Source organism: Lentzea sp. NPDC036955 (assembly GCF_055608005.1).
Genome location: NZ_JBVJRC010000007.1, coordinates 427,448 through 447,307, shown reverse-complemented (window position 1 = coordinate 447,307; position 19,860 = coordinate 427,448). Strand labels below are relative to the sequence as shown.

General features: G+C 70.1%; 22 protein-coding genes and 1 pseudogene. 20 read left to right on the top strand and 3 right to left on the bottom strand.

Features of this window, described 5'->3' with window-relative positions:
- Positions 1–20: 20 nt before the first annotated feature.
- The 14 genes and pseudogenes from rpsP to ACZ7CF_RS25790 all read left to right on the top strand — a co-directional run bounded on the left by rpsP (position 21) and on the right by ACZ7CF_RS25790 (position 11,740).
- Positions 21–464, top strand: coding sequence for a 30S ribosomal protein S16 (gene rpsP, locus ACZ7CF_RS25855; protein ID WP_360390990.1), 444 nt, complete (start codon positions 21–23; stop codon positions 462–464).
- Complete coding sequence (locus tag ACZ7CF_RS25850) at positions 461–700, top strand: RNA-binding protein (protein WP_030468017.1); 240 nt, start codon at positions 461–463, stop codon at positions 698–700. Before rpsP ends, ACZ7CF_RS25850 begins: the two co-directional genes overlap by 4 nt.
- Before the next feature lie 17 nt (positions 701–717).
- Positions 718–1,233: a ribosome maturation factor RimM gene (gene rimM / locus ACZ7CF_RS25845; protein ID WP_360390988.1), complete on the top strand. Its 516-nt coding sequence runs from the start codon at positions 718–720 to the stop codon at positions 1,231–1,233.
- Positions 1,223–1,969 carry a tRNA (guanosine(37)-N1)-methyltransferase TrmD gene (trmD, locus tag ACZ7CF_RS25840; RefSeq protein WP_458430611.1) on the top strand — a complete coding sequence of 249 codons (747 nt, stop codon included), beginning with the start codon at positions 1,223–1,225 and terminating at the stop codon, positions 1,967–1,969. Before rimM ends, trmD begins: the two co-directional genes overlap by 11 nt.
- 153 nt (positions 1,970–2,122) lie before the next feature.
- On the top strand, positions 2,123–2,482 hold the full coding sequence (gene rplS / locus ACZ7CF_RS25835) for a 50S ribosomal protein L19 (RefSeq protein ID WP_360390982.1): 360 nt from the start codon (positions 2,123–2,125) through the stop codon (positions 2,480–2,482).
- A 3-nt stretch (positions 2,483–2,485) separates the two neighbouring features.
- Positions 2,486–3,217: pseudogene (lepB, locus tag ACZ7CF_RS25830) on the top strand (signal peptidase I); the annotation flags it as partial.
- A 16-nt stretch (positions 3,218–3,233) separates the two neighbouring features.
- Positions 3,234–4,097, top strand: a complete 864-nt coding sequence (gene lepB, locus ACZ7CF_RS25825; protein WP_458430612.1) for a signal peptidase I — start codon at positions 3,234–3,236, stop codon at positions 4,095–4,097.
- Positions 4,094–4,885: a ribonuclease HII gene (locus ACZ7CF_RS25820; protein WP_360390977.1), complete on the top strand. Its 792-nt coding sequence runs from the start codon at positions 4,094–4,096 to the stop codon at positions 4,883–4,885. Before lepB (ACZ7CF_RS25825) ends, ACZ7CF_RS25820 begins: the two co-directional genes overlap by 4 nt.
- Positions 4,885–5,208 carry a DUF2469 domain-containing protein gene (locus ACZ7CF_RS25815; protein ID WP_030468024.1) on the top strand — a complete coding sequence of 108 codons (324 nt, stop codon included), beginning with the start codon at positions 4,885–4,887 and terminating at the stop codon, positions 5,206–5,208. The genes ACZ7CF_RS25820 and ACZ7CF_RS25815 overlap by 1 nt, the downstream gene beginning before the upstream one ends.
- Positions 5,209–5,359: 151 nt before the next feature.
- Complete coding sequence (locus ACZ7CF_RS25810) at positions 5,360–5,737, top strand: YraN family protein (protein ID WP_360390974.1); 378 nt, start codon at positions 5,360–5,362, stop codon at positions 5,735–5,737.
- A gap of 1 nt (position 5,738) precedes the next feature.
- A complete protein-coding gene (locus ACZ7CF_RS25805) occupies positions 5,739–7,253 on the top strand; it encodes a YifB family Mg chelatase-like AAA ATPase (protein WP_470370776.1) in 1,515 nt (504 codons plus the stop codon).
- Positions 7,254–8,327: 1,074 nt separating this feature from the next.
- On the top strand, positions 8,328–9,476 hold the full coding sequence (dprA, locus tag ACZ7CF_RS25800; protein WP_470370775.1) for a DNA-processing protein DprA: 1,149 nt from the start codon (positions 8,328–8,330) through the stop codon (positions 9,474–9,476).
- 304 nt (positions 9,477–9,780) lie between these two features.
- A complete protein-coding gene (locus ACZ7CF_RS25795; RefSeq protein WP_470370774.1) occupies positions 9,781–10,758 on the top strand; it encodes a tyrosine recombinase XerC in 978 nt (325 codons plus the stop codon).
- A 49-nt stretch (positions 10,759–10,807) separates the two neighbouring features.
- The gene (locus tag ACZ7CF_RS25790) at positions 10,808–11,740 is read left to right on the top strand and encodes a FliA/WhiG family RNA polymerase sigma factor (RefSeq protein WP_470370773.1); all 933 of its coding nucleotides are present in this window, start codon (positions 10,808–10,810) and stop codon (positions 11,738–11,740) included.
- A 595-nt stretch (positions 11,741–12,335) separates the two neighbouring features.
- On the opposite strand, the gene ACZ7CF_RS25785 is transcribed toward ACZ7CF_RS25790, so the two are convergent.
- Positions 12,336–12,812, bottom strand: coding sequence for a M23 family metallopeptidase (locus tag ACZ7CF_RS25785; protein ID WP_458430617.1), 477 nt, complete (start codon positions 12,810–12,812; stop codon positions 12,336–12,338).
- A gap of 368 nt (positions 12,813–13,180) precedes the next feature.
- On the opposite strand from ACZ7CF_RS25785, the gene rpsB reads away from it, so the two are divergent.
- The 5 genes from rpsB (at position 13,181) to ACZ7CF_RS25760 (ending at position 17,300) form a co-directional block, all read left to right on the top strand.
- Positions 13,181–14,044: a 30S ribosomal protein S2 gene (gene rpsB / locus ACZ7CF_RS25780; RefSeq protein ID WP_360390957.1), complete on the top strand. Its 864-nt coding sequence runs from the start codon at positions 13,181–13,183 to the stop codon at positions 14,042–14,044.
- A gap of 70 nt (positions 14,045–14,114) precedes the next feature.
- Positions 14,115–14,930, top strand: a complete 816-nt coding sequence (gene tsf / locus ACZ7CF_RS25775) for a translation elongation factor Ts (RefSeq protein WP_360390954.1) — start codon at positions 14,115–14,117, stop codon at positions 14,928–14,930.
- Positions 14,931–15,048: 118 nt separating this feature from the next.
- Entirely contained in the window at positions 15,049–15,759 is a 711-nt protein-coding gene (gene pyrH, locus ACZ7CF_RS25770; RefSeq protein ID WP_458434326.1) for a UMP kinase, read from the top strand.
- 61 nt (positions 15,760–15,820) lie between these two features.
- The gene (frr, locus tag ACZ7CF_RS25765) at positions 15,821–16,378 is read left to right on the top strand and encodes a ribosome recycling factor (protein ID WP_360390948.1); all 558 of its coding nucleotides are present in this window, start codon (positions 15,821–15,823) and stop codon (positions 16,376–16,378) included.
- Between the two features lie 67 nt (positions 16,379–16,445).
- Positions 16,446–17,300, top strand: coding sequence for a phosphatidate cytidylyltransferase (locus ACZ7CF_RS25760; RefSeq protein WP_360390946.1), 855 nt, complete (start codon positions 16,446–16,448; stop codon positions 17,298–17,300).
- Between the two features lie 7 nt (positions 17,301–17,307).
- Here ACZ7CF_RS25760 and ACZ7CF_RS25755 read toward each other — a convergent pair whose 3' ends face one another.
- Positions 17,308–18,126, bottom strand: coding sequence for a VOC family protein (locus ACZ7CF_RS25755; protein WP_360390943.1), 819 nt, complete (start codon positions 18,124–18,126; stop codon positions 17,308–17,310).
- Positions 18,127–18,220: 94 nt separating this feature from the next.
- On the opposite strand from ACZ7CF_RS25755, the gene ACZ7CF_RS25750 reads away from it, so the two are divergent.
- Positions 18,221–18,964, top strand: coding sequence for a class I SAM-dependent methyltransferase (locus tag ACZ7CF_RS25750; protein WP_470370772.1), 744 nt, complete (start codon positions 18,221–18,223; stop codon positions 18,962–18,964).
- 33 nt (positions 18,965–18,997) lie between these two features.
- On the opposite strand, the gene ACZ7CF_RS25745 is transcribed toward ACZ7CF_RS25750, so the two are convergent.
- Positions 18,998–19,786 carry a DUF8189 domain-containing protein gene (locus ACZ7CF_RS25745; RefSeq protein ID WP_470370771.1) on the bottom strand — a complete coding sequence of 263 codons (789 nt, stop codon included), beginning with the start codon at positions 19,784–19,786 and terminating at the stop codon, positions 18,998–19,000.
- Between the last annotated feature and the right edge of the window lie 74 nt (positions 19,787–19,860).

The window sequence follows — 19,860 nt, the reverse complement described above, 5'->3', positions numbered from 1 at the left end:
GTTCGAGGAGTACCAGGCCCGTGGCCGTCAAGATCAAGCTTCAGCGTCTCGGCAAGATCCGCCAGCCGTACTACCGCATCGTGGTCGCCGACGCGCGCACCCGCCGCGACGGCAAGGCGATCGAGACGATCGGCAAGTACCACCCGAAGGAAGAGCCGTCGTTCATCGCGGTCGACTCCGAGCGTGCGCAGTACTGGCTGGGTGTCGGCGCGCAGCCGACCGAGTCGGTCCAGCGCCTGCTGGAGATCACCGGTGACTGGCAGAAGTTCAAGGGCCTGCCGGGCACCGAGGGCACCCTGAAGGTCAAGGAGCCGAAGCCGTCGAAGGCCGACCTGTTCGCCGCCGCGCTCGCCGCCGCGAACGAGGAGCCGATGACCGAGGCCACCACGCCGAAGGCGAAGAAGGCCAAGAAGGCCGACGAGGCCCCCAAGGCTGACGCCGAGGCCACCAAGGACGAGGCGTGAGTTTGTTGGCTGACGCCCTCGAACACCTCGTTCGCGGCATCGTCGACCACCCGGACGACGTCCGGGTGAACCTCGTCACGACCCGCCGCGGCCGCACCCTCGAGGTCCACGTCCACCCGGACGACCTCGGCAAGGTGATCGGTCGCGGCGGTCGCACCGCGACGGCTCTGCGCACCGTGATGGCCGGCATCGGCGGTCGTGGTGTGCGGGTCGACGTCGTCGACACCGACCGCTGAACGAACTTCAAGGGCAAATGGACGTCGTTGTCGGCCGTGTGGCCAAGGCGCACGGGATCACCGGCGAGCTAGCCGTTGACGTGCGCACTGATTCACCCGAACTGCGGTTCGCGCTCGGAGCCACGCTCCAGGCCAAGCTGCGTGACGGCACGTCCCGAAGCCTCACCGTGTCAGCCGCCCGGCCTCATGCCGGGCGGCTGCTCGTGCGTTTCGCCGAGGTCGTCACCCGCGACGTCGCCGAGGCGTTGCGCGGCACGTTGCTGCTGGGCAGCACCGACGACCTGCCGCCGAACGACGACCCCGACGAGTTCTACGACCACGAGCTCGAAGGGCTCGCGGCGGAGCTCGTCGACGGCACGAAGCTCGGCACGGTCAAGGAGGTCCTGCACGGACCCGGCGGTGAGCTGCTCGTCGTGCTCCGCGACAGCGGTGAGGCGCTGATCCCGTTCGTGCGCGAGATCGTGCCGACCGTGGACGTGCGCGGTGGCCGTGTCGTGATCGACCCGCCAGAGGGCCTGCTCGATGCAGATTGACGTCGTCACGATCTTCCCGGAGTACCTGGCGCCGCTGCGTGCCGCGTTGCTCGGGAAGGCGATCGACAAGGGCCTGATCAGCGTCGGCGTGCACGACCTGCGCGACTGGACCCAGGACGTGCACAAGGCTGTCGACGACAGCCCGTACGGCGGTGGGCCCGGCATGGTCATGAAGCCGGACATCTGGGGCCACGCGCTCGATGACGTGTGCACGGACTCCACGCGCCTCATCGTCCCGACGCCGGCCGGACGCCCGTTCACGCAGGCGCTCGCCCACGAGTACGCGGGCGAATCGCACCTCGTGTTCGCGTGCGGCCGTTACGAAGGCATCGACCAGCGTGTCGTCGATGACGCCGCACGGCGCGTGCGCGTCGATGAGGTGTCCATCGGGGACTACGTGCTGGTGGGCGGTGAGGTGGCGGTGCTCGCGATCGTGGAAGCGGTCGCACGGCTGCTGCCCGGCGTGCTCGGCAACCCGAAGTCGCACGCCGAGGACTCGTTCCAGGACGGCCTGCTGGAGGGCCCGAGCTACACGCGGCCCGAGGTGTGGCGCGAGCTGGCGGTACCGGACGTGCTGCGCTCCGGCAACCACCGGCTGATCCACCGCTGGCGGCGTGACCAATCGCTCGCCAGGACCCTCGAAAGGCGTCCTGACCTGCTGGAGGCGTTGCCGGCGGACGCGTTCGACAAGCACGACCGGGCCCTGCTCGCACGCCTGCGCGAGGGCGGGGAGTAGCCCGATTTCGTCCCGGAGTGCCTGGTCTGGCACACTGGACCAGTTGCCGCAGCCGGTGTCACATCGGCGTGCGCACCAAGCCGACCCCCATCATGTCGTGCACAGCCATGGAACATGCTCTGGGGAGTTCACAGACACACGTGAGGACCACCGATGAACATCCTGGACGCACTTGACGCCCAGTCGCTGCGCTCCGACGTCCCGGCCTTCCGCGCCGGCGACACGCTGAAGGTCCACGTCCGCGTCATCGAAGGCCAGCGCGAGCGCGTCCAGGTCTTCCAGGGCGTCGTGATCCGTCGCCAGGGCGGCGGCATCCGCGAGACCTTCACCGTCCGCAAGGTCTCCTTCGGCGTCGGTGTCGAGCGCACCTTCCCGGTGCACTCCCCGAACATCTCGGAGATCGAGGTCGTCACCCGCGGTGACGTGCGTCGCGCCAAGCTGTACTACCTGCGCGAGCTGCGCGGCAAGGCCGCCAAGATCAAGGAGAAGCGCGAGGCCCGTCCGGTCTCCTGATCGGTGGCTTCAGGCCCAGAAGACTTCGAGGACGCCTCCGCACCGGATGAACCGGGGCGGGGGCGTGCTCTTGTCTGGAGGGATGTTCTCCACGTCGTCGTGACGGCGGTCGTGCTGACGGTGCTGATCCAGGCGTTCGTGGCGCGGGTCTACGTGATCCCCTCGGCGTCGATGGAACGCACGCTGCACGGCTGCTCCGGGTGCGAGAACGACCGCGTGCTGGTCGACAAGCTCACCTACCGGTTCAGCGACATCGAACCGGGCGAGGTGGTCGTGTTCCGCGGCCCCGAGGCGTGGGGGACGAACGACTTCCGCGGCGCCCCGCCGTCGACGAACCCGATCGCGCGCGCTGTGCGCAACGTCGGTTCGCTGGTGGGCATCGCGCCCGCGAACGAACGCGACTTCGTCAAGCGCGTCATCGCGTTGCCTGGTCAGACCGTGGAGTGCTGCGACGCGCAGCACCGCGTGGTGGTCGACGGCAAACCGCTCGATGAGCCCTATGTGCATTGGCAGGCGGGCACGTCGCCGGCCGACCACGAACCGTTCGCGCCGATACGAGTTCCGGATGGGCGCCTGTTCGTAATGGGCGACAACCGCATGAACTCCACCGATTCGCGCAAACAGGGCGGCGGGGGCGTAGCGGGCACAGTGCCCGTCGAGAACGTCATCGGCAAGGCGCGGTACGTCGTTTTCCCGAAAGAACGGTGGCGTGCGGTGTCCGACCACAACCCTCAGCCCCTAGGCTGATCTCGTGGTTGACGTCGATCCAGAGCACACGCCGTCCAGTGACGAGCCGACTTCGGACGCTTCGGGCGAAACCTCGAAGAAGAAGAAAAAGGGCAACTTCTGGAAGGAACTGCCGGTTCTCATCCTGGTCGCGTTCGGTCTCGCGATCGGCATCCAGGTCTTCCTCGGCCGCGTCTACATGATCCCGTCGGAGTCGATGGAGACGACGCTGCACGGGTGCACCGACTGCTACGGCGACCGGGTGCTCGTCGACAAGGTCACCTACCGCTTCAGCGAGCCCGCGCCCGGCGACGTGATCGTGTTCCGCGGGCCGCCTGCCTGGCAGAACGACTTCCTCGTCGACGAGCCGGGCAACCCGGTCTCGGAGGGCCTGTCGTGGCTCGGGTCGCTGGTCGGCCTGCCGTCGGCCAACGAGGAGGACTTCGTCAAGCGCGTGATCGCCGTGGGCGGGCAGACGGTGAAGTGCTGCGACGAGCAGAACCGGGTGCTCGTGGACGGCAAACCGCTCGACGAGCCGTACAAGCACTTCGACGAGGGCACCGAGGCGGTGCAGGAGTCGTTCGAGGAGCTCAAGATCCCCGAGGGCAAGCTGTTCGTGCTCGGCGACAACCGCAACCACTCGTGCGACTCGCGCTGCCAGGGGCAGGGTGGCCTGAACGGCCTGGTCCCGGTGGACGACGTGATCGGCAAGGCGCGCGTGATCGTGCTGCCCCCGTCGCGGTGGCAGGGCGTGTCGGACCACAACCCGCAGGTCGTGTCGATGGGTGCGCCGGGATGGCAGGAAACCGTCCCGATGGGCCTGGGTATCGTCGCCGCGTGGCCGCTTCTGTTGCTCGGACGCCGACTGCGGGACCGATTCCGCCGATGACGATGCTGATGCCGCCCCGTGCGGTCGTACGCGGCTCGTCGGGGAACTGGGCGCTGCAGAGCACGCTGGAACGCCGTGGCCTCGGTCCGGTCGCCGGTGTAGACGAGGCGGGGCGCGGGTCGTGCGCGGGGCCGCTGGTGATCGCGGCGTGCGTGCTGCGGCCGGGTGACGCGGCGCGGTTCGAGGGCCTGAACGACTCGAAGCTCATGACCGCGGCGGCGCGCGACCGGATGTACGACCTGGTGCGCAAGCGTGCTTTGGATCACTCCGTCGTCGTGGTGTCGCCGGCCGAGATCGACGCGTTCGGCATCCACGTCATGAACATCGAGGGCATGCGCCGGGCCGTGGCGCAGCTGTCGACGCAACCCGGGTACGTGCTCACCGACGGTTTCAAGGTGCCGGGGATGCCCGCGCCGAGCGTCGCGGTGATCAAGGGCGACCAGGCGGCAGCGTGCGTGGCGGCGGCATCGGTGCTGGCCAAGGTCACGCGGGACCGCATCATGGCCGAGCTGCACGAGCGGTGTCCGGAGTACGCGTTCAACGTGCACAAGGGCTACTGCACGGCCGAGCACACGGCTGCGTTGATGGAGCACGGGCCGTGCGCGGAGCACCGCTGGTCATGGGTGAACGTGGCCGCCGCGGCACAGAAGCACGGTCTCGCCGCGCCGCACAGGGTGGCGCGCAGCATGGCCGCGACGGCCGTGGTCCAGAATGGGGCTTCCCCGGAGAACATCGGGGAGCTCGCGACGAGGGAGGGCGCGGAGCAGATGAACCGCGCGGAGGCGTAATGAGTGCAGAGGATCTCGAGAAGTACGAGACCGAGATGGAGTTGTCGCTGTACAAGGAGTACCGCGACATCGTCAGCCAGTTCTCGTTCGTCGTGGAGACCGAACGGCGGTTCTACCTGGCCAACTCGGTGGACGTGCAGGTGCGCAACGCCGACGGCGAGGTGTACTTCGAGGTGCGCATGTCGGACGCGTGGGTGTGGGACATGTACCGGCCCGCGAGGTTCGTCAAGAACGTTCGTGTCATCACTTTCAAGGACGTGAACGTGGAGGAGCTGGACAAGCCGGACCTGCGCCTGCCGGAGAGCGGGCCGTTCCCCACGTAGCACACCCCACCGACAACTCCGCCGTTTCAAGATCCACAACGGCCGACTTGTCCACAGCCACCGAGTTGTCCACAGATTCCCCTCGGCCCCACCACCCGCCCCGCCCCACCCTGCAAGGTCGTACCCAACGACCCGCAGGGAGGCGAAGGCGATGGAAGCACCGGTACTGGTCCGCAGGCGGCCGCAGCAGGACCTGGCCCGCAGGGGTGAGGACCTGGCGTGCAGGTACCTGGAGCAGCAGGGCCTGGTGGTCCTGTCGAGGAACTGGACGTGCCGCGACGGAGAGCTCGACGTCGTCGCGGTCGACAGCGGCCAGCTGGTGGTCGTCGAGGTCAAGACGCGCACGGCGCCGGCCTGGGGGCGTCCGGACGAGGCGGTCGACGAACGCAAGCTGAGCCGCTTGCGGCGCACGGCGCTGCGCTGGCTCGGCGCGCACCAGGTCGGGTGGTGCCCCGTGCGGGTGGACCTGATCTCGGTGCTCTGGCCACCGGGCGGCGAACCGCAGGTGCAGCACCTGCGAGGGGCCTGACGTGGGCCTCGCGCAGGCGTGGTCGGTGTCGCTGTACGGCGTCGACGGCCTCGTGGTCGAGATCGAGGCGGACGTGGGGGTCGGCCAGCCGCGCACCCACCTGCTCGGGCTGCCCGACGCCGCGTTGCACGAGTCCAAGGAGCGGGTGAAGGCCGCCGTCCGCAACACGCGGGAGGAGTGGCCCAAGCAGCGCATCGTGCTGGGCCTGTCCCCGGCGGCGCTGCCGAAGGGCGGCAGCAGCTACGACCTCGCGATCGCCTGCGCCACCCTGTCGGCCGCCGGCTCGGTCCCGCCCGACCGCCTCGGCAGCACCGTGCTGCTGGGCGAGCTGGCGCTCGACGGCCGGGTCCGCGCGGTCCGCGGCGTCCTGCCCGCCCTGCTGGCCGCCCGCCGCGCCGGCCTGCGCACCGCCGTGGTGCCGGTGGACGCGCTGCCGGAGGCCGCCCTGGTCGACGGCGTGGAGGTGCACGGCGCGCAGACGCTGGGCGAGGTGCTCACGTGGCTGCGCGGCGACGTCCCGGCGCTGGCACCCGTCCCCGAGCTGGCCGACCCGCCACCGCCGCAGGTCCCCGACCTGACCGACGTCGTGGGCCAGCCCGAGGCGCGCTGGGCCCTGGAGGTCGCCGCCGCGGGCGCCCACCACCTGCTGCTGACCGGCCCGCCGGGCACCGGCAAGACGATGCTCGCCGAACGCCTCGCCGGCCTGCTGCCACCCCTGAGCCGCCAGGACGCGCTGGCCGTCACCGCCGTCCACTCGGTGGCGGGCGTGCTGTCGAGCAACGCGCCGCTGGTGTCCAGCCCGCCGTTCGTGACGCTGCACCACACGACCTCGATCGCCGCCCTGGTCGGCGGCGGCAGCGGCCTGGCGAAACCCGGCGCCGCCTCCCGCGCGCACCGCGGCGTCCTGTTCCTCGACGAGGCCTGCGAATGGGGCCAGAAGGCCATCGAGTCCCTGCGCACCGCCCTGGAGGACGGCGAGATCCGCATCGCCCGCCGCGACGGCACCGCCCGCTACCCGGCCCGCTTCCAGCTGGTGCTCGCCACGAACCCCTGCCCCTGCGCCCCGCCGAAGGAGATCGACTGCTGCTGCACCCCGGCCGTGCGCCGCCGCTACCGGTCCCGCCTCTCCGGCCCCCTCCTCGACCGCGTCGACCTGCGCGTCCGCATGCGCCCGATGACCGCGATGTCGAACGCCGACGCCACCCCACCCGAACCCACCGCCACAGTGCGAGCCCGCGTCCTCGCCGCCCGCACCCGAGCCGCCGCCCGCTGGTCCGCCCACGGCCACCCCTGGCAGACCAACGCCGACGTCCCCGGCCCCTCCCTCCGCCGCGAGTTCGCCCTCCCACGCCCCGTGACCGCCCTCCTGGACCGCGCCCTGGCCACCGGCGCCCTGACCGGCCGCGGCGCCGACCGCTGCCTCCGCGTCGCCTGGACCCTCGCCGACCTCTCCGAGTCCGCCCGCCCGACCTCCGACCACGTGGCCGCAGCCCTCTCCTTCCGCGACCGCTACTAACCCACCTCAACCCGCCCACCTACCCCCAACCCGCCCACCTACCCCCAACCCGCCTGCCTACAACCCACCCACCCACAACCCACCCACGGTCCACAACCCACCTCGCCCGCGCGGGCAACCAGCCCCAGCAACGCCACCGCCCGCCCCACTGCGGCGACCGCCGCCCCGCCTCCGCCCCGCGGCCACTGCTGCCACACCGCCGCTGCCCCACCACACGGCCACCGCCGCCCCACGGCCACCGCCGCCCCACGGCCACCGCCCCACCGCCGCCGCCGCCGCTCCAGCACGGTCATCACCGCACATCGAGGGCGGCGCCTACCAAAGCCAAAGCAGCGTCCGCCAGGCCCAAGGCGGCGTCCGGCAAGCCCAAGCCCTCTGTCCTGATCCGCCCAGCTCAATCAGCTCAGTCCCGCCCGATCCCGTCTGCCCGATCCCGTCCGCCCGATCCCGCCCGGCCGAGTCCCGCCCGGCCCAGTTCCTCCCCGACCCAGCCCGACCGGGCTCGCCCGCCGCCCAGGACCGACACATCCCCGGCCCGAACTACGCCGTTCGACCCGCCCCGTTCGGCCCGACCCGTTCAACCCGCCCCGACCCGACCCGGCGCTGGCCGCCGTCCACCTCCCGCCGTACTCCGCCACCACCAGACCGCCGGGCGCGGAGCCCACTCCCACTCCGCGCCCAGCCCCACCCCCCGCCCTTCCGGAACCGCACGACCCCCAGACAGCCGGACGCAGGGCGTTCGAGCCCCGGCTCTGCGTCCGGCCCCACAAGCGGGACGCCCGCCCTCCCCGGCGGGCGTCCCGCTCTCCTCCCCCACAACGCCGCCTACGCGCCTCCAGCTCTCCTCAGCCCGTCCGCTCACGAACCGATCAACCCACCCACCTCAGACACCCCAGACAGGAGCCCGACCGTGAACCTGTTCCCCGCCTCGCCCGCCCTGGCCATCGCCGCCTCGCCGATCGCAAGCCTGCCGTCCTTCCGGCTGCCCTCGGTGGTCCGCGTATGGACTCCTTCCACCAGTCCGCCGTGGTGGCCACGTCCATGGCAGCGGTGGCTTCCCTGGTGGTGGTTCCAGTGACCGGCACCGCGCCCGACGACGTTCGTCTTGCCAGGGCGTACCTCTCGCGTGTTGCTGAACCGCATGCCGGGGCGCTGGCCGGGCTGGTGTCGGAGGTGGGGCCGGTGGAGGCGGCGCGGTTGGTGCGAAGCGGCGAAGTTTCGCCGTCGGTGGTCAGCCAGACGTCCGCGCGCAGGGCCGAGGAGCGGGCGCATGAAGACCTTGAGCGCATCGCTGGGCGGGGTGGGCGGTTGGTGGTGCCCGAGGACGCGGAGTGGCCGGGGTGGCCGTTCATCGCGTTGACGTTGGGGCACGCGCGGCGGTTGCGGTGTGGTGGTGAGCCGTTGGCGTTGTGGGTTCGGGGGCCGTACGACCTGGGGGAGGTCACCGAGAAAGCGGTGGCCGTCGTCGGGTCGCGGGCTGCCAGCGGGTACGGCGAGCACGTTGCCGCCGAGTTCGGGTACGGGCTGGCGCAGGCCGGGGTGACCGTTGTTTCCGGTGCGGCGTACGGGATCGACGGTGCGGCTCACCGGGGTGCGCTCGGCGGTGGCGGGGTGACGGTCGCGGTGCTGGCCTGCGGGGTGGACATCGCCTACCCGGCCGGGCACCAGGGGTTGCTCGGGAAGATCGCGAAGGAAGGACTGGTGATCAGCGAGTACCCGCCGGGGGTGACGCCGGCGCGGCACCGGTTCCTGACGCGCAACCGGCTCATCGCGGCGTTGGGGGTCGGGACCGTCGTGGTCGAGGCGGGGCGGCGCAGCGGGGCCAAGAACACGGCGGCGATCACGGTGGCGTTGGGGCGGGTGCTCATGGTCGTGCCGGGGCCGGTGACGTCCGCGAGCTCTGCCGGGTGCCACGAGCTGCTCAGGGACCGGCAGGCGGAACCGGTCAGTTCCGTTGCGGAGGTCGTGGAGTCGGTGGGGCGGTTCGGGGACGACCTCGCCACCCAGCCCGCGCAGAAGCAGAGCGAGATCGGCGCACCGCAGGGCGAGGCGATGCGCGTGTACGAGGCGCTCGGGAAGCGCAGCGCGGTCAGTGCCGAGGTCGCGTCGGTCGAGTCCGGGGTGGCCTTGGAACGGGTGCGGGCGTTGTTGCCCGAGCTGGAGCTGGCCGGGTTGGCGCTGCAGGCCGACGGCGGCTGGCAGCGGGTGGAGGTGCCGCGGTGATCAGGTGACCGCATGACCTGCGCTTCTCATCTGTCCATTGTGGAGTCAAAATGAATCTGTCAGCGGTTCTGGTGTTAGGGCTTCATTCCACGTCGAGAGGGAAGAAGGTGGGCCTTCGGCCGATTGGGCGGTCGTGGTGGCCGTGAACGCTACTCCGAAAGGTGATCCGTGGCCGTTGTTGTGCCGATTGTCGTCACGGGGAGTGGGAACGTTACCGGCTGAACGATCATGAGAGCGCTCCCAGACGGCGTGGGGGTGTGGCGAGACTTGACCAAACGCCCCGACTGGCGCAGCGTCTTGGCCTATGTCCCCGCCGCCGCATGGTCGGACACGCCGTGTCGATCTCGTTCGCCTGCGAGAAAAACTGCCGACCAACGTCGCGGAGGCGTTGCGGCAGTACGAACGGCACCTCACGTTGGAGCGTGATCTCTCGCCGCACACGGTGCGCGCGTACATGGGAGATGTCGTCGCGCTGCTCGGACACGTCGCGGGGGACAGCCCGGAGAACGCCGACGTGGGCCGGATCGACCTGACCGGGCTGCGGTCGTGGCTCGCTGCTCAACGCGCGGAAGGGTCGAGTCGCACGACCCTCGCGCGGCGTGCGGCGGCGGCGCGGACGTTCACGGCCTGGGCGCACCGAGCCGGGCACCTCGCCGCAGACCCCGGTCCGCGGCTCGCCGCGCCGCGGCCGCACCGCACGTTGCCGGCGGTGTTGCGGGTGGATCAGGCGAAGGACGCGATGGAGGCCGTATCCTCTGGCGCTTCCGAGGGCGATCCGGTTGCGCTGCGTGATCAGGCCGTGGTGGAGTTGCTGTACGCCACAGGTGTCCGCGTGGCTGAGCTCTGCGGGCTTGACCTCGACGACGTCGACTACTCCCTAAGGGTGATTCGAGTTCTTGGCAAAGGTGGACGCGAGCGCACCGCACCGTTCGGCGTTCCGGCCGAGCGAGCGTTGCGGCGTTGGCTCGACCAAGGCCGGAATGCCCTGGTAGCAGCCGATTCACCGCCGGCGCTGTTCCTCGGCGCCCGCGGCGGCAGGCTCAACCAGCGGGCCGTTCGCCAGCTGGTGCACGAGGTCGTCGCCGTGGTGCCGGACGCACCGGACATCGGGCCGCACGGGTTGCGCCACTCCGCTGCGACCCATTTGCTGGAAGGAGGAGCGGACCTGCGCACCGTCCAAGAACTGCTCGGTCACGCTACGCTCGCAACGACTCAGCTTTACACACACGTCACTGTCGAACGGCTGAAGGCGATCCATGACCGAACCCACCCCCGTTCCTGACGCCGCAGGGGGAGGATCGCGTACGGCGACCGTGCCCCCTGAACCCATCGTGCCCGCAACCGCCATCAAGCAGGCGAGCAACGGTCACCGTCAGAACGGCGCGCCGCGCACTGAGGTGAGCACCGGGTCGGCCCCAGAACCCGGTGCGGACACGCACGTCAACGGCACGCCTGTGGCCGCTCCGACCGCGGTGACGCGCGCGGACGTGCGGTCCGGTGACGACGTCGAGGCCGGCATCGTCGCGCTGTGGCGCAGCTACGGCGGGTCGCGCGACCAGAACGAGCGCGACCGCCTCGTCCTGCACTACGCGCCGCTGGTCAAGTACGTCGCCGGTCGCGTCGGAACCGGCCTGCCCGCGCACGTGGACGTGGCCGACCTGATCCAGTCCGGCATCTTCGGCCTCGTCGACGCCATCGAGAAGTTCGAGCCGGAACGCGGCCTCAAGTTCGAGACCTACGCCATGCAGCGCATCCGCGGTGCGATCCTCGACGACCTGCGCTCGCAGGACTGGGTGCCGCGCTCGGTCCGCAGCCGCGCCCGCGACGTCGAACGCGCCCTCGAACGCCTCGGCGCCAAGCTCCAGCGCACGCCCACCGACCGCGAGCTCGCCGCAGAGCTCAAGATCGGGCTGGCCGAACTGCGCGAGCTCTACGGCCAGCTGCAGCTCACCAGCGTCGTCGCCCTCGACGAGCTGATCGCGCCGAACAAGGGCGGCTCCTCGCTCGCCGAGTCGCTGCCCGACGACGCCGCGGAGGACCCGGTCGCGAGCCTCGTCGACCAGGACAGCCGCCGGCAGCTCGCCGACGCCATCGCCCAACTCGCCGAACGCGACCGCGTGGTCGTCACCCTGTACTACTTCGAGAACCTGACGCTCGCCGAGATCGGCAAGGTCCTCGGCGTGACCGAGTCCCGCGTCTGCCAGCTGCACACCCGCGCCGTCCTGCGCCTGCGCACGAAGCTCAACGAGCAGTCTGAGGCCTAGACCGCCTCCTTTCCGTCGCAACCTGGTCCGCACCGGGCTGCCGTTGACACGCGCCTGTGGTCTCGCCGCCGGAACATGACCGCTGGGCCACGGTTGATCGACTGGGGTGGGTGGTGGCCTGAGGCCGCCTGACCGGGCTGGTGGACTGAGCCTGGTGGGCCTGAGGCTCGTAGACCCGAAGCCGCTGGGCCGGGCTGGAGGAGCTGGGGTTGCGGACAGGGTGGGTCGGGGCTGGTGGACAGGGTGGTTCACCAGGGACCGCCGGACCGAGCTGCGGTTCGCGCTGTGGCTCGCGCTGTGCACCCGCCGCCCGAACGGGGCATTTCGCCGCTGCCCGATCGGGGCCATGGCTCACCACCTCGCGCCCGGAACGTGCCCGAGTCGTGGTCCCCCTGTCGTGTCGGAGTGCGCCACGAAGGGGCGGCTTGAGGTCTCGAAGAGGTGAGTGGGGCTCGGAAACGAGGGTGAATCGGGCCTCCCGGAGGGGTGTCTGGGGCAATTCACTCGATCGAGTGGCGATCGGTTGCGCAGTGGAACCGGGGTGCGCGAGCGGCCCGTGCGGGCGGTGAGCGGAGGGCGGGTCACGGGCTGCGGATCACGGGCTGCGGGCCGTGGACGGCGGGGGTGTGGGGAGCAGGCGGACGCGGCCGGAGGAGAGCAGGCGGAGCGGGTCGACGTAGTCGTGGCCGCGGCGGGCGCCCCAGTGCAGACACGGGGTCGGGCAGTGGCCGGGCTGGAGGTGGCCGATCACCTCGCCGCGGCGAACGGTGCTCCCGGCGGTGACCGCGGGCGTGATCGGTTCGTAGGTCGTGCGCAGGGGGCCGCGGTGCTGGAGCGAGACCAGGGTTCTGGCGGCGACCGCGCCCGCGTAGGCGACGGTGCCGTCGGCGGCTGCCAGCACCGGTGTGCCGGCGGGGGCGGCCAGGTCGACGCCGCGGTGGCCGGGGCCGAACGGTGTGGCGGGGGCGGTGAACGCGCGCACCACGGGGTGCGGCGGGGGCAGGGGCCACGAGCAGCGCGTGGTGGCCGGGGTCAGGAGGGTCGCCAGGAGCAGGGTGGTGGGGAGGAGCATGGGGACAGCTTCGGGTAGGGGGTGTCCCGGGGACCACCGGCGAGCTGGGAACTGTGGACAACTCGGGGGTTGTGGACAAGTGCTCCCTCCGGCTACCTGCCGATTCGAGGTTTGTCGGGGGTGGGGCGTAGACTGTCGGGCGCGTCCCGTCTGTGCGGGACGACTTCGCGTGCCAACGCAGATCCGACCTGCTGTCGCTAGCTGGGTCGAGTCACGACGTCCGACGGTCCTGGCGGTGCAGAGATGCTCCGCGGGTGCGGGCGACGGCTACGGCACCAGGGCCGACGGCCACCCCGGCCGGAGGCGTCAACCGAACCGACGCGCAAGGTGAGACCTGGCGCGTCCGACAGATGAGGTGCGAACCGGCCATGGCCGTCGTAACCATGAAGCAGCTGCTCGACAGCGGCGTGCACTTCGGGCACCAGACCCGCCGCTGGAACCCGAAGATGAAGCGCTACATCTTCACCGAGCGCAACGGCATCTACATCATCGACCTGCAGCAGACGCTGACCTACATCGACCGGGCTTTCGAGTTCGTCAAGGAGACGGTCGCGCACGGCGGGTCGATCCTGTTCATCGGCACCAAGAAGCAGGCGCAGGAGGCCATCGCCAACGAGGCGCTCCGCGTCGGCATGCCCTACGTGAACCAGCGCTGGCTGGGCGGCATGCTCACCAACTTCTCGACGGTCCACAAGAGGCTCCAGCGCCTCAAGGAGCTCGAGTCGATGGAGCAGACCGGCGGTTTCCAGGGTTTCACCAAGAAGGAAATCCTGATGATGAACCGCGAGAAGGACAAGCTGGAGCGCACGCTCGGCGGTATCCGCGACATGTCCAAGGTGCCCAGCGCCGTGTGGATCGTGGACACCAAGAAGGAGCACATCGCGGTCGGTGAGGCTCGCAAGCTGAACATCCCGATCGTGGCGATCCTCGACACGAACTGCGACCCGGACGAGGTCGACTACCCGATCCCGGGCAACGACGACGCGATCCGTTCCGCCGCCCTGCTGACCAAGGTCGTGGCCGAGGCCGCCGCCGCCGGTCTCATGCAGCGCTCCGGTGCCCGTCGCGACGCCGCCGAGGGCCAGGACAAGCCCGAGGTCGCCGTCGACGAGCCGCTGGCGGAGTGGGAGCAGGAGCTCCTCACCAACACCTCCGCCGAGGCCAGCACCTCTGCCGAGGCCAGCACCTCCGCCGAGGCCCCGGCTGCGGCAGAGCAGCCCGTCCAGTCCTGATCTCCCACGCGGCGCCCGCGCACCAGCGGGCGCCGCGTGACTCAAGCGCGTACATCGCAGAAGGAAAACGATGGCGAACTACACCACCGCGGACGTCAAGAAGCTCCGCGAGCTCACCGCCGCCGGCATGATGGACTGCAAGAAGGCCCTGGACGAGGCTGACGGCGACTTCGAGAAGGCCGTCGAGATCCTGCGCATCAAGGGCGCCAAGGACGTCGGCAAGCGCGCCGAGCGCACCACGTCCAACGGCCTCGTCGCCGTCAAGGACGGTGCCATGGTCGAGCTGCGCTGCGAGACGGACTTCGTCGCCAAGAACGCCGACTTCATCGCGCTGGCGGACGAGATCGTCGCGATCGCCAAGGCCAACAAGGTCGCGGACGTCGAGGCCCTCAAGGCCGTCGAGGTCGACGGCAAGACCGTGGACGCGCTGGTCCAGGAGTTCTCCGCCAAGATCGGCGAGAAGCTCGAGCTGGCCAAGGCCGTCGACTTCGACGGTGCCGTCTCGACCTACCTGCACAAGCGCGCCGCCGACCTGCCGCCCGCCGTGGGCGTCCTGGTCGAGTACACCGGCGACAACGCCGAGGCCGCCAAGGGTGCCGCGATGCAGATCGCCGCGATGCGCCCGAAGTTCGTCACCCGTGACGAGGTCCCCGAGGACCTGGTCGCCAACGAGCGCCGCATCGCCGAGGAGACCGCTCGCGAGGAGGGCAAGCCCGAGGGCGCGCTCCCCAAGATCGTCGAGGGTCGCGTCAACGGCTTCTTCAAGGACGTCGTGCTCCTGGAGCAGGCTTCCGTGACGGACAGCAAGAAGACGGTCAAGGCCCTGCTGGACGAGGCCGGCGTGACGGTCACCCGTTTCGCTCGGTTCGAGGTCGGCCAGAGCTGATCACGGTGAGGGCGGGGTTGCGAGAAGACGGCGACCCCGCCCTTGCTATGTCCTGACCAATGGCGCTGAGGAGGACTGACCTGTGAGCGAAGAAGGTAGCCACGGCTACAACCGGGTGATGCTCAAGCTCGGTGGCGAGATGTTCGGCGGTGGTGGCGTCGGGGTCGATCCCGATGTCGTCCAGACAGTCGCCCGGCAGATCGCTGCGGTCGTCCGGTCCGGCGTGCAGGTGGCCGTCGTCATCGGTGGTGGCAACTTCTTCCGCGGTGCGGAGCTGCAGCAGCGCGGCATGGACCGCTCGCGCGCCGACTACATGGGCATGCTCGGCACGGTCATGAACTGCCTGGCGCTGCAAGACTTCCTCGAGCGCGAGCACGGCATCGACACCCGCGTGCAGACCTCCATCCAGATGACGCAGGTCGCCGAGTCCTACATCCCCCGCCGCGCGATGCGCCACCTGGACAAGGGCCGCGTCGTGATCTTCGGTGGCGGCGCGGGTCTGCCGTACTTCTCCACCGACACCACCGCCGCCCAGCGCGCGCTGGAGATCGGCTGCGAGATCGTGCTGATGGCCAAGGCCGTCGACGGCGTCTACACGGCCGACCCCAAGATCGACCCGGACGCGCTGATGTTCGACAACATCACCCACCGCGAGGTGCTGGAGCGCGGCCTCAACGTCGCCGACGCCACGGCGTTCAGCCTCTGCATGGACAACAACATGCCGATCCTCGTCTTCAACCTCCTCACCGAGGGGAACATCGCGCGCGCGGTCCGTGGTGAGAAGATCGGCACCCTGGTCAACACCCCCGGTGGCCGGCCCGCCTTCTAGACCTGGTGGGATCAGACCTGGACCGGGACAAGGGCACGAACACGCAGAGCAAGGAGCAGTCGTGATCGACGAGACCCTCCTCGACGCCGAGGAGAAGATGGAGAAGGCGGTTTCGGTGGCGAAGGAGAACCTCGCCTCCGTGCGGACCGGTCGAGCGACTCCCTCGATGTTCAACCGCATCAACATCGACTACTACGGCTCGATGACGCCGCTGAACCAGATGGCCAGCATCTCGGTCCCCGAGGCGCGCATGGCGGTCGTCAAGCCGTACGACGCGAGCCAGCTGAACGCGATCGAGAAGGCGATCCGGGACTCCGACCTGGGCGTCAACCCGAGCAACGACGGCACCGTCATCCGCATCGTCATCCCGCAGCTCTCCGAGGAGCGCCGCCGGGACATGGTGAAGGTCGCCAAGCAGAAGGGCGAGGACGCGCGCGTCTCCGTCCGCGGTGTCCGCCGCAAGGCGAAGGAAGAGATCGACAAGCTCGTCAAGGACGGCGAGGTCGGCGAGGACGACGGCGCACGTGGTGAGAAGGAGCTCGACGCTCTGACCCACAAGTACACCGCGCAGGTCGACGAGCTCGTGAAGCACAAGGAAGCCGAGCTCCTCGAAGTCTGATTCCCCCTGATGGTTCGCCCGGCCGAGTCGCGGCAGGCGTGATTGCCCTGGCCGGGCGGAGGTCGTGATGGGAGCACAGGTGGCAGGCGGTCCCGCGGACGTGCCCGCGTCGAAGCCGTCGCGGGCGGGACGTGACCTGAGGTCGGCGGTCCTGGTCGGCGTCGGCCTCGGCGCGGTGATCATCGCGTCGCTGCTGACCGTCAAGGAGACCTTCATCGGCATCGTCGCGGCCGCCGCGGCGGTGTCGACGTGGGAGCTCGCGAACGCCTTCAAGAAGGGCGGCATCAACGTCGCCCTGTGGCCCGCTCTCATCGGCGGCCAGGCAATCATCTGGCTGTCCTGGCCGCTGGGCCGCGACGGCATGATGACCACGCTCGTGGTCACCGTGCTGGTCTGCATGTTCTGGCGGTTCCGCGGCGGGTCCGACGGCTACCTGCGCGACCTGAGCGCGTCGGTCTTCACCGTCGTCTACGTGCCGCTGTTCGCGGCGTTCGCGGCCATGCTCGTCGTCCCCGACGACGGTGCGGGCCGCGCGTTCGCGTTCATCATCGGCGTGGTGCTGTCCGACGTGGGCGGGTACGCGGCCGGTGTGTTCCTCGGAAAGCACCCGATGGCGCCGACGATCAGCCCGAAGAAGTCCTGGGAGGGCTTCGCCGGTTCACTGGTCGCCGGCGTGGTCGGTGGCGCGATCACCGTCACCACGCTGTTGGACGGCCAATGGTGGCACGGCGCGCTGTTCGGCGCCGCGATCGTCGTCACGTCCACCGCGGGCGACCTGGTCGAGTCGCTGATCAAGCGCGACCTCGGCATCAAGGACATGGGCACGCTGCTGCCCGGCCACGGCGGCATCATGGACCGGATGGACTCGCTGCTGCCGTCCGCCGTCGCCTCCTGGCTGCTGCTGCACCTGTTCGTGCAGTGACGCCCCACTAGTCGTCGAACGGGTCGTCCACCGCGGTGCGCGGCTCGGCCTCGACGACGCGGGACGGGTCGATCACGGAGAACGCCATTCCCGCGTGGTCCTCGACCACGGTGATGCGCCCGAACGGCGTGTCGTAAGGCTCCACGGTGACCCGTCCGCCGAGCTCCAGCACGCGGTAGGCCACGGAGTCCGTGCCGATCTCCGGCGCGGCGTTGAAGTACACCATCCAGTGCGAACGCTCGCCGTAGGGGAACTCGCGGCCCATCTTCTGCCGGCCGAAGACCTCGACGCCCTCGATGGACCACGACGCGTAGTCCAGCCGCTGCCCGTCGCCGATCTGCGTGATGTCGAAGCCGCACAGCTCGCCGAAGAACTCGTCGGCCGCCGCGCCGTCGCGGGTGTTGAGCTCGGCCCACGCGTAGGCGCCGTGCCCGTTCATGCCGAACCGCCAGTCCTCCGGTACGTGCCGGAACCCGACGACGGCGCCGGTCGGGTCGCTGATCACGGCGCTCTGGGTGTGGTCCGCCCCGTCCTCGGGGTCGCGCAGCACCGAGCCGCCGAGCAGGAGGGCCTTCTCCGCTGTGGCCCGCGCGTGCGGCGTGACCAGGTACAACCGCCACGGCTCCGGTTCACCCTGCGGTAAGCCGGCGACGGGGACGCCGTCGACCATCGCCACCGTGCAGCCGTTGTCGTCGGCGTAGTGCCAGCCGAACAGTCCGGTGTAGAACTCGATCGTCGCCCGGAGGTCGTCGACGGAGCGTTCGACCCAGCACGGGCTGCCTCCGAGTAAGGGCGCGAGCTGGGGTGTGTTGGGCGCGATCGACACTGCCGCCTCCTGCAGGGAAGGAATGCGGTCACGCTACGCCGTAAGTGGACGAATTCGTACGGTCACCGGCAAATAGAGGTCTTACAGTGGCTGCGTGAGGGGATTCGTGCGGGCGGCGCTGGCGGCGGTGCGCCCGGTGGACGTGGTGCCGAGCCCGAACATCTGGCATTGGCCTGAGGTCTACGAGGTGGAGAACCGCGCGCAGGACGTGCATGGCGCGATCTGGGCGGCGTTGCGCGAGGAGTGCCCGTTCGACGCGGCCGACGTGGTCGACGTCGGCTGCGGTGACGGTTTCCACTTGCCGATCTTCGCCGCGTCCGCGCGTTCGGTCGTGGGCGTCGAACCCCACCCGCCGCTCGTCGCGCGGGCTGGTCGACGGGTGGCCGGGCTGCCGAACACCCGCGTCGTGTCCGGGCCCGCCCAGCGGTTGCCGCTCGACGACGCCTCGGCCGACCTGGTGCACGCGCGGACGGCGTACTTCTTCGGTCCCGGATGTGAACCGGGGCTGCGGGAGGCGGACCGCGTGCTGCGGCCGGGTGGCGCAATCGCGATCGTCGACCTCGACGGGTCGGCCGCGCCGTACGGGCCGTGGCTGTGCGCGGACGAGCCGCGGTACGACCCGGCCGCCGTGGAGAAGTTCTTCACGGACAACGGGTTCTCGTTGCGCCGGGTCGTCGCCGAGTGGCGGTTCGAGTCGCGCGAGGCCTTGGAGTCGGTGTTGCGCATCGAGTTCTCCGCCGGGGTGGCCGAGCGGGCGATCGCGTCCGTTGAGGGATTGAGCTTTCCGGTGGGGTATCGGCTGCACGTGCGGCGCAAGCCGACCGGGCTGATCGTGTGAGCTGGAGAGCGTGGCTCCCCAGCTCACACGGCCTCAGCGCTTCTTCGGCTTCGGCGAAGGACCGCCGACGTACCGGTCCATCGGTGCTCCTGCGGAGCGGCTGGCCACACCGGCCGGAGCTGCGAGCTCGAAGGTGAAGGTCAGCTCGTCGACGTTGCGGTACATTACGACGACCTTGCCGGTACTCGTCGCGAGCATCGACGGGTCGGTGTCCGCCTGGGTCCTGTTCTCGAACCGGGAGCTCGCGACGACGCCGTTGCTGTCATGGACCACCACCTCGAGCTGGTTGCCGGCCGGAAACGCGATCACCTCGCCGGAAAGGGCGGAGAAGCCCACCTTGGTCCAAGGCCACACGTGGCCGTCCAGGGTCTCCTGAGTGCGGCCGATCAGAGAGCCCTGCGAGTCCAGGGCGAAGAACTGCATCCGGCCGTCCGCGTACTTCACGGCCTTGGTCAGACTCGTGGTCCAACCGCCGAACGACGACAGTGCGGGCCAGGTGATGCCGTTCGGCAGACGCGTGGCCTCGTAGGTGTCGGTGTTGGTGCCGAGCGCGTAGACGTTCGGCCGTCCGTCCTTCGACATGATCGCGCTGGGCGTCGTGCTGATCGTGGTCGGCGTCTCGATCGACTCGATGGTGAGGAAGTCGACCGCCGAGCCCTGTTGCTGCGTGGCGCTCTTCAACGTGCCCCACGTGTCGACGTAGAAGCCCTGGATCAGGCCGTTCGTGGTCTCGATCAGCTCACTCCTGGCCAGGTCCTGCACCGGCCGCGGTGCCGGTCGCTCCGGCGAGGGCAGGCCGGCGAGCGTGCAGGCGTTGGACATTGCGCCGATCTGCCAATCGGCTGCCCAGCCCCGCTGAAGTTGCGGGCTTCGCTCCACGTGTTGGTCGTGTCTGA

Bases quoted from the DNA above. Each gene is read 5' to 3' on its own strand.
- ACZ7CF_RS25760 (WP_360390946.1), top strand. From the start codon at position 16,446: ATGGGAGCACAGGTGGCAGGCGGTCCCGCGGACGTGCCCGCGTCGAAG.
- pyrH (WP_458434326.1), top strand. From the start codon at position 15,049: ATGCTCAAGCTCGGTGGCGAGATGTTCGGCGGTGGTGGCGTCGGGGTC.
- ACZ7CF_RS25785 (WP_458430617.1), bottom strand. From the start codon at position 12,812: ATGCTCCTCCCCACCACCCTGCTCCTGGCGACCCTCCTGACCCCGGCC.
- tsf (WP_360390954.1), top strand. From the start codon at position 14,115: ATGGCGAACTACACCACCGCGGACGTCAAGAAGCTCCGCGAGCTCACC.
- rimM (WP_360390988.1), top strand. From the start codon at position 718: ATGGACGTCGTTGTCGGCCGTGTGGCCAAGGCGCACGGGATCACCGGC.
- ACZ7CF_RS25745 (WP_470370771.1), bottom strand. From the start codon at position 19,786: ATGTCCAACGCCTGCACGCTCGCCGGCCTGCCCTCGCCGGAGCGACCG.
- ACZ7CF_RS25810 (WP_360390974.1), top strand. From the start codon at position 5,360: ATGGAAGCACCGGTACTGGTCCGCAGGCGGCCGCAGCAGGACCTGGCC.
- ACZ7CF_RS25815 (WP_030468024.1), top strand. From the start codon at position 4,885: ATGAGTGCAGAGGATCTCGAGAAGTACGAGACCGAGATGGAGTTGTCG.
- rpsB (WP_360390957.1), top strand. From the start codon at position 13,181: ATGGCCGTCGTAACCATGAAGCAGCTGCTCGACAGCGGCGTGCACTTC.
- ACZ7CF_RS25795 (WP_470370774.1), top strand. From the start codon at position 9,781: ATGTCCCCGCCGCCGCATGGTCGGACACGCCGTGTCGATCTCGTTCGC.
- rplS (WP_360390982.1), top strand. From the start codon at position 2,123: ATGAACATCCTGGACGCACTTGACGCCCAGTCGCTGCGCTCCGACGTC.
- trmD (WP_458430611.1), top strand. From the start codon at position 1,223: ATGCAGATTGACGTCGTCACGATCTTCCCGGAGTACCTGGCGCCGCTG.
- ACZ7CF_RS25820 (WP_360390977.1), top strand. From the start codon at position 4,094: ATGACGATGCTGATGCCGCCCCGTGCGGTCGTACGCGGCTCGTCGGGG.